The organism is Nocardia farcinica, from assembly GCF_029867845.1.
Classification (GTDB): Bacteria; Actinomycetota; Actinomycetes; order Mycobacteriales; family Mycobacteriaceae; genus Nocardia; species Nocardia farcinica_A.
In genome coordinates this window covers 1-7,305 of the sequence record NZ_JARWRU010000706.1, presented here as the reverse complement: position 1 = coordinate 7,305, position 7,305 = coordinate 1, and the positions used below count along the sequence as shown (strand labels likewise).

At 65.6% G+C, this 7,305-nt stretch carries 6 protein-coding genes and 1 pseudogene; 2 read left to right on the top strand and 5 right to left on the bottom strand.

What is annotated here, in order from left to right; all coding sequences use genetic code 11:
• Window positions 1-66 precede the first annotated feature (66 nt).
• Window positions 67-1,238, top strand: a protein-coding gene (locus QH283_RS15500; protein ID WP_411157464.1) for an IS3 family transposase whose coding sequence is annotated in 2 segments (ribosomal slippage) — window positions 67-319 and window positions 319-1,238 — 1,173 coding nt in all. Because the reading frame shifts where the segments join, the coding sequence is not laid out codon by codon here.
• Here the strand turns inward: QH283_RS15500 and QH283_RS15495 are convergent.
• From QH283_RS15495 to QH283_RS15485, 3 genes are all read right to left on the bottom strand, one after another.
• Window positions 1,226-2,542: a hypothetical protein gene (locus QH283_RS15495; protein ID WP_280503695.1), complete on the bottom strand. Its 1,317-nt coding sequence runs from the start codon at window positions 2,540-2,542 to the stop codon at window positions 1,226-1,228. The two genes, QH283_RS15500 and QH283_RS15495, sit on opposite strands and share 13 nt — an antisense overlap.
• A gap of 185 nt (window positions 2,543-2,727) precedes the next feature.
• Window positions 2,728-4,761, bottom strand: coding sequence for a hypothetical protein (locus QH283_RS15490; RefSeq protein WP_280503694.1), 2,034 nt, complete (start codon window positions 4,759-4,761; stop codon window positions 2,728-2,730).
• Window positions 4,758-5,426, bottom strand: coding sequence for a hypothetical protein (locus QH283_RS15485; protein WP_280503693.1), 669 nt, complete (start codon window positions 5,424-5,426; stop codon window positions 4,758-4,760). The genes QH283_RS15490 and QH283_RS15485 overlap by 4 nt, the downstream gene beginning before the upstream one ends.
• A 183-nt stretch (window positions 5,427-5,609) precedes the next feature.
• Between QH283_RS15485 and QH283_RS15480 the strand changes: the two are divergent.
• A pseudogene (locus QH283_RS15480) lies at window positions 5,610-5,938 on the top strand (helix-turn-helix domain-containing protein); the annotation flags it as partial.
• A gap of 128 nt (window positions 5,939-6,066) precedes the next feature.
• Here the strand turns inward: QH283_RS15480 and QH283_RS15475 are convergent.
• Together QH283_RS15475 and QH283_RS15470 are read right to left on the bottom strand one after the other, a co-directional pair.
• Entirely contained in the window at window positions 6,067-6,708 is a 642-nt protein-coding gene (locus QH283_RS15475; protein WP_280503692.1) for a hypothetical protein, read from the bottom strand.
• A 38-nt stretch (window positions 6,709-6,746) separates the two neighbouring features.
• Window positions 6,747-7,305 (bottom strand): GDSL-type esterase/lipase family protein (locus QH283_RS15470; RefSeq protein WP_280503691.1); only part of this gene is annotated, 559 nt, incomplete at its 5' end.

Below are 7,305 nucleotides of genomic sequence, written 5' to 3'. Positions count from 1 at the left end.
TGAGGTGCCGGAACTTCCTCGGACAGTGACCCAAAGTATGATTTGGGTAACTGAACGGAGTTGTTTGTGGCACAGAAAAAGTCGCGTCAGTTCAGCCCCGAGTTCCGGGAAACAGCGGCACGTGAGGTGGTCGAGAAGTCTCGACCGGTCGCCGATGTTGCACGCGATTGCGGGGTAACCGATCAGACGATCCGGAACTGGGTGAAACAGTTTCAGCGCACTCATGCAGCGGACACGGGTTTGTCTTTGCCGGAACGTGCCCGGTTGAAGGAATTGGAGCGTCGGGTCAAGGAACTGGAAGAGGAGAACCGTTTCCTGGGAAAATCGGTGGCCTTCTTCGCGAGGAAGCACCGGTAACGGTCAAGTACGCGTTCATCGCGTCCGAAGAAGGCAATCATTCCGTGGTCGACATGTGCCGGTGGGCGGAAGTATCCCGGTCGGGATTCTACGACTGGCGCAACCGGCGACCATCGGCCACCGCGCAGTGGCGCGAAATTCTCGAAGCCGAAATCCGGTTCTGTTTCGATCATTCCGACGGCACCTACGGCTACCGCCGTGTCCACGCCCAGCTCGCCCGCTGGGGCACCAGGGTCGATCCGGACACGGTCCGCAAAATCATGCGCCAGCTGGGGCTGGTGCCGTGCCAGCCCCGGCCGTTCCGGCCGGTCACCACCGTCGCCGGCGACGCCGCCGACCTGCCCGACCGGGTGGCGCGCGACTTCACCGCCGACGCGCCCGGACGCAAACTCGTCGGCGATATCACCTATATCCGAACCTGGGAAGGATGGCTGTATCTCGCCACAGTGCTCGACTGCTATTCGAAGAAGGTCGTCGGCTATGCGATGGCCGATCACATGCGCACCGAATTGGTCACCGACGCACTTCGCATGGCCGCCCGGAACCTGCCCATCGCCGCCGGGGAAACAATCTTTCACAGCGACCGCGGCAGCCAGTATCTTTCCGCTGAATTCGCGGCAGTGGCGAAAGAACTCGGTATTCTACGGTCGGTAGGCCGCACAGGGACTTGCTATGACAACGCGTGGGCGGAATCGTTCAATGGCACCCTGAAGAACGAGCGCGTAAACCGAACCCAATACCCGACCCGGGAACACGCCCGCAAGGATGTCATCCGCTATATCGAGCTGCGGTACAACCAGCTTCGGATTCACTCTGCAATTGACTACCGCACTCCGAACGAAGTAGAGTCGGAATGGTTCGATCGGAATCAGGCAGCTTGAGATGACCAAAATTTCGCTGTCCGAAAAGTTTCCGGCCCCTCATCCGGGGTATCAACCAACAGGTTCTGCAGGTGCATGGTGTCCGCAATGGAGAGCCCGAGCCCGGCGAGCGATGTCGCCGGGCAGTCAGGTTTTGGGGATGGGGGACCACCTCCGGCCTCCAGTGCCTCCCGAAGCCGGGACGCCTGTTCCCGGACGAGAAATGTGGTCGGGTCATGATCGCGGCCCGGGTCTTCGGCGAGTTCTTCGAGCCACTCGTGTAGAAGGGCCGACCCACCTTCGCGAGCGAGGAGGGTGGCCTCGACGCGGGGGGCGAGAAGTGCGTGCAGGCCATGTGTGGCCGCTGATGTCGCGGATCCCGGTCGAGCGGTGGGCGGGCATGCCGGGGAGGTGGCGAACAGGTCGAGCGTGCGGTGGGCGGTGTAGACGTCCACGAGGTCGCTGATCACGCTGGCTGCATGGAGCCAGGCTCCGGGGCGGTCGGCGTCCGCTGCCCGGGTGAGGGTGTCGAGGAGATGTTGCCAGGCGATGAGGGTATCCAGACGTGGGGTGCGCCACCCGGGGGGCAGGCCGAGCAGGTTGAGCCGGAGGTCCAGGACTGCCTCGTCGAGCTGGGTTCTCACAGCATCTTGGAGGGGCACGCCGCCGGAGTATGCGAGGATCGCGTCAATGGCGGCGCCGAATGCTGCAGCGTCGGGGCGCTCTTCGTCCTGGTAGGCGTCGCTGAGGTGTTGGCGTGCTTCCAGGAGGAGGGGGCGGGCGTGGTCGGGTTTGTCGGAGTGCAGTGCTTGGCGCAGGGCAAGCATGCCAAGTTCGAAAGCGGCGTCCTCGGCGACATCGTCACGTTCGACCAGTTGGTTCAGGAGGCGGGCGGGGTCGGGTGAGTCGAAATGCTCGGCGACGGCGCCGACGACTCTTACTGTGCGCAGGGCGTAGTCGTCGTCGATCTGGGCGAGTTCCTGTTGCCGGTTCAGGCGGCGTAGACGGTCCAGGAGGCCGTATTCGGCGGTAGCGCCGCACAGGACGATGCGGGCGGCGCCTTCCAAGGCGATGCCGCCGATGAGGTCGGTGTGGCTGCGGCTGGCTTCCAGCCAGATGTCAGCCAGGTCGTCGCCCAATTCATGGATGGCATCGGGGCACCCAAGGAGGGAAGCGATGACGCCCTCCAGACGGAGCGGATCCTGCGGCGCATCGGCGGCAGCGAGAAGGAAGGCGCGGGCCTGGTCGTCCCGGATGGCCGTGTGGTCGGTACAAATCAGGGCGACGAGCAGGGGCAGTTCGTCGTGGTCGAGCAGGGTAGCCACGTCCTGTAGGAGGTAGCCGAGTCCGCCAAGGTCGGCAAGCGACGGCGTGGGGGCGCCGGTGCAGTGCGCGTGTACCAGCGGTTGGAGCGGATCGGGAACGCCAGGGGACACCGGTCACCAACTCCTCACCGCACTCGGCGACCTGCGGAGCATAGAGGGCCGGGCCTGTGCCCGAAAAGAGGTGGTCACCACAGTCGTTGCCCGGCCGGGGCCAGCCGTAGCTGGTCCGTCGGGATGACCGAGGCCACTTCCTGGCCGCGGGCAGTGGCGATAATGATCTGGAGCTGTGGGGACGTTTCGGTGAGCTGAACGAGCCCTTCCAGCATCAGTTCCAGATCTCCGCGGTCGACCTCTTCAGCCCCGGGCGAGTCGATGATGAGTAATCCTGGGTGTCTGCCGACGCCGGTGCGAATGCCGTGCCGCAGAAGGGCAGTGGTTGTCACAATCTTCAGGCGGAGCTGCTCGCCCTCTGTGAGGCTTCCATAGGGCTGGTGCTGGCCTCCCTTCCAGACCTTCAGTGTGGCACTGGTGCCGAGTTCGACGGCTTCGAGCATCTCCAGTCCGAGCTGGCGGCCCATCGTGACGATGTCGGACTGGACGGCTTGGAGGACCTCCTTGAGGGCCTGCGTGCGGCGAGCGTGGGCGGCCCTCTCGGCGGCCTTGAGGATAGCCTGATCCCGTTGAAGCGGGGCGAGGCCGACTGGGTCACCCAGGTCGTCGAAACGCCCTTGGCGTTCGTCGAGAGCGCCTCTCAGCCGGGCGACCTCAAGCTCGGCCTCCCAGCGGTCGCCTCCTGCCGGGCGGGCGAGCGCGTCTTGAAGCGCGTTCTGAGCCTGGCGGAGCGCGGTCGCAGCGCTGGTGGCTTTGGCCTGTTTGCCAGCCAGTGCTGTGGCCGCTGTCTCGACGGCGTGCTGGACCTGGGCGAGCGTCTGACGCAGCTCCTGGTCGTCATCGACGTCGTCGAGGCCGTCATCGTCCGGGGCGCCGTCGTACTGCGTTGTGACCGGGTGGAGTTCAGAGGTACACAGGGAGCAGTGACCTTCGTCCTCTCGGGCCCATTGAGCCTGAGAGACCTGCGCATCGCAGCGGGGGCACACGGTTGGCTTCAGGGTGTGGAAGAAGGCCTTGGCAAGGGCAGCTTCGTGTGCGGAATGGACCAGCGCGGTAAGGGACTGGCGCTGCTGTTCGAGTTCATCGTGCTGTAAGCGGGCTTCAGCAAGTTCGCGCTGTGCGGTGCCGGCCGCTTCGGTCGCCTCGGCGAGGGCCTGGTAAGAGGCGGTCAGGTCGGCGGCGCTCTGGCCGAGATCCGGGAGGGTGTCCAACCGATCCTGTGCATGTCGGAGGCTGCGGTCGAGTTCGTCGATCTTGCTCTGGCGTTCGTCCGCTTCGGCTTGAGCGCGGGCCGTGGCGGCGGACAGTTGCGCCGCGACGAGTTTCTGTGCTACTGCGGCGGAGACCATCGTGGCGGCCCAGGGAGCTCCGAGGAAGAGTTCGAGCAGCCGGGTCGGAAGTGCGTTGCGGGCCTCGTTTCCGAGCAGGTGGCCGAGGCCGGAGCGGTTGATGTGGAGGGCACTGGCATACGCCGGCCAGGACAGCTCCCCGGTCAGCGGCGGTCCGTCAACTCCTTCGGGCCGCTTCTGCTGAATGCGCAGGGGCTCCAGGCCGAGGCGCTCCAGCATGAATGCGTCCATCAGCTCCTCGAACGTGGCGGCATTGTCGAAGGAGAACAGCACTGCACCGGCGTCCTTGGAGACCACGGTCCCCACCGGCCTGCCGCTCGCGACGGTCATCTCGACGACAAGGGTCTCGTCGTCGAGGACGAACTCGGTGCGGACTCGCCGCAGCCAGCTCTGCACATCACGCTGGAGCCCGCTGCGTCCGCGCAGGCACCAAAGGATGATCTCCAGCACGCTGGACTTGCCGGCTTCGTTCTTGCCCGAGGAGGCCAAGCCCCAGACGCCCGGTCCCGGCTTCCATTGGAAGTGGAAGGCATCGCCATCACCGGCATAGCCAGTAGACTCACCCGCCGGCGCGGGGCGCACACCCTCGAACTCCACTTCGGTCACCCGCAGCGAGTGCGGCCTTGGCAGCGCGGTCTGTGGGCGCACGCCGTGCTCGGCGAGGACCGACCTTACAACGTCCAACTCCTGGCCAGCCGCCTTCGCAATCTCGTCCAGCCACGCCTCGACCGGGCCCAAGGCGCCGCTCGCTGTGCTCATGCCATTCCCTCCTGGGAGAGTGCCGCGTCTAGTCGTTCACGGACACGCTCGGTGATACCGCCGATCTCCTGGCGCACGGCAGTGGCGGCATACTCGGGCTGTCCGTACTGCTGGGCCTTCAGCTGGGCTCCAGTCATCCCCTCCACCGCGGCCGCCACGTAGGCCGTCTGCTGGTCGTACCAGGCAAGGACCTGTTCGCTCTCGCGGAGTCGCTGTGCCTGGTGGGCGCCTGATTGGAGGAGGAAGTAGTCTCTGCGGCGCACACGATCGTCGGACACAGACCCTGCACGCCGTATCGCGATGAGTCCCAGGTGGCGTAGCACGCTCAGGGCGTTGTCGAGCACTTCGTAGGCTCCGTGATTGTTGCGGAGCATCCGATAGGTGTGCAGCTCCGGCTCGCGATCCCTCAACACGGCTCGGGCGTCGAGCAGCTGTTCTGCCGGCCGTTCGCCTGCCTGCCACCTTGAGATGATCAGGTCCGCGAGGTAGTCGGGGTTGCGTACGAGGAAATCCAGCTTCTGAAGCTTGCGCTGGGAGCGAATTGCCCGAACGGCCGTCTCGGGCACCTGTGGCCAGCCGACACACGGTTCACCCAGTCGGTCGAGGATGAACAGGACTCGTATCGCCGTCTGCCCCGGAGTCGGTGAAGGACCGACAGCGACCACCTCCTTGGCCAGGCCGGGAGGTCCTGTCCCCTCCTTGATTGCCGATCATACAAGTGAACATCATCGAACTACCCCAGCTTGTCGCCACCGGCACGGAACTTTCGCTAAAAGTTGTCCCGTAAGTTGTTGAGCGGCAGTCGGTATCGGACTCCCGTGGCGGTGATCTCGGCAGCCGATCCGGTGATGGTGGAGTTGTTCAGCGGGCTGCGGCCACGCAAGGTCGCTCGCCTGGTCACCCGGTTGCGGCATGAGGATGCAGACCGGCCGTTTGCGGGGGCCGGCCCTGGGGATTGTGTTTCGAGGACCGAGTACTGCTGGTGGCCACCTACTGGCGCACGAACCTCACGATGCGTCAGCTGGCAGCGGTATTCGGGGTCTCGAAGTCGGCCGCGGCACGGGTGATCAACGATCTCGGTTCTGCATTGGGGTTGCGGCCCCGTGTCCGGTTTCCGCGTGGTGCGGTGTTGATCGTAGACGGCACCCTGGTCCCGACCCGCGACCACGAAGTGTCGGCCAGTCAGGCCGCGTGACCGAAATTGTCGCCTGATCCTGCAGCAGTCCCCAGACACGCACCAAGCCCTGGGAATTGTACATCAGTTCCTGGTATTGGTCACCGACCGCCCCAGCCACGAGCCAGCTCCTATCGGGCTTCGACGAGCAGGGTACTGCCGCCGTGCGCAGCGAAGGCGTGACAGTTGTCGGGGTTGTCGTCGATCAGCAGCGCGTCGGTGAAGGTGAGCCCGGCTGCGGTGAGCCACGGTCCGAAGAACCCGGTCGGGTCGTCTCCCTTGAGCACGCCGAGTGAACTCGAGCAGAGGAGGGCGTCGAACCCGACAGCCGAGGACTGCAGCGTCGCTGCAATGTCGTCGACTGTCGGTCCTGGCGTGGTGGCGTGGATGTGGAAGGCGGTGGCGAAGTCGGTGATGTTGTCGGTGGCGAGAACGACGGCCACCTGGTCGCGTGCTCGTGCCAGTGCATGCAGGAGGGTCTGGTCGACCGGCATGGCGGTGATGTCGGCGGCGAGCTGCGCGCATAGGTGATCGATGTCGAGATGGGGGTGATATTCGGTGGCGCGGGCGAGGATCTCGCGAGTACTCAGCCGCCCGCACATCCAGTCGCGGCCGTCGGCGTTGCCGGCGGTGAAGAGTCGGCTCAGTTCGTCGCGCAGGATCGAATTCGATGGGTGGTCGGGGTTTTCGGTGATGGATTGCCAGTAGAGGCTGCGAGAGAGCACGCCGTGCCAGTCGCAGAAGACGACCTGCGGCCGCCGCGGGGTTCGCATCAATGCGTCGAGTTCCTCCGCGGCCCGGACAGCTGGGGTCACCGGGTGTAGATGCGGTCGGCGGTGGCGCGGTCGAGGCGATCGTGGGTGAGCAGACTGTCGAGGAGGCGGTGGTCTGCAATGTAGTCGGCGATGGTCCGGCGCAGCAGCTCGTCGCCGTGCTCGGACAGGTGGACCCCGTCGCTCCACACACTCATCGCCCCGGACGCGGGTGCGGTCGGGTTGTCGAGGTCCCAGCCGAAACAGGTGGCGGTGTAGAGGATCTCATTCCACAGGTCGATGTAGTGCGCGCCTGCGGCCGTGGCGGCGCGGCGGGCTGCGGCGTTGTAGGTGAGCAGGTCGGTGTTGGCAGCGGGTACATCGATGCCGGGTTCCCAGCCCATCGGCGGTTCCCCGATCACCAGGACCTGCCGTGCCCGCTCACCGAGCAGTGCCAGCATGGTGGCCAGGTTCGCCTCGTATTCGGCGAGGCCGACGGCTTCACGGTGTCGGCCTTGGTGATGGCGCCAGACGTCGTTGATGCCGACGCCGAGCATGGCCAGGTCCCACCGGCCGCCGCCGCGGCCGCCGGCCCCCCCGGTGGGCCCGACCTCCCCG

Bases quoted from the DNA above. Each gene is read 5' to 3' on its own strand.
- QH283_RS15490 (WP_280503694.1), bottom strand. From the start codon at position 4,761: ATGAGCACAGCGAGCGGCGCCTTGGGCCCGGTCGAGGCGTGGCTGGAC.
- QH283_RS15475 (WP_280503692.1), bottom strand. From the start codon at position 6,708: ATGCGAACCCCGCGGCGGCCGCAGGTCGTCTTCTGCGACTGGCACGGC.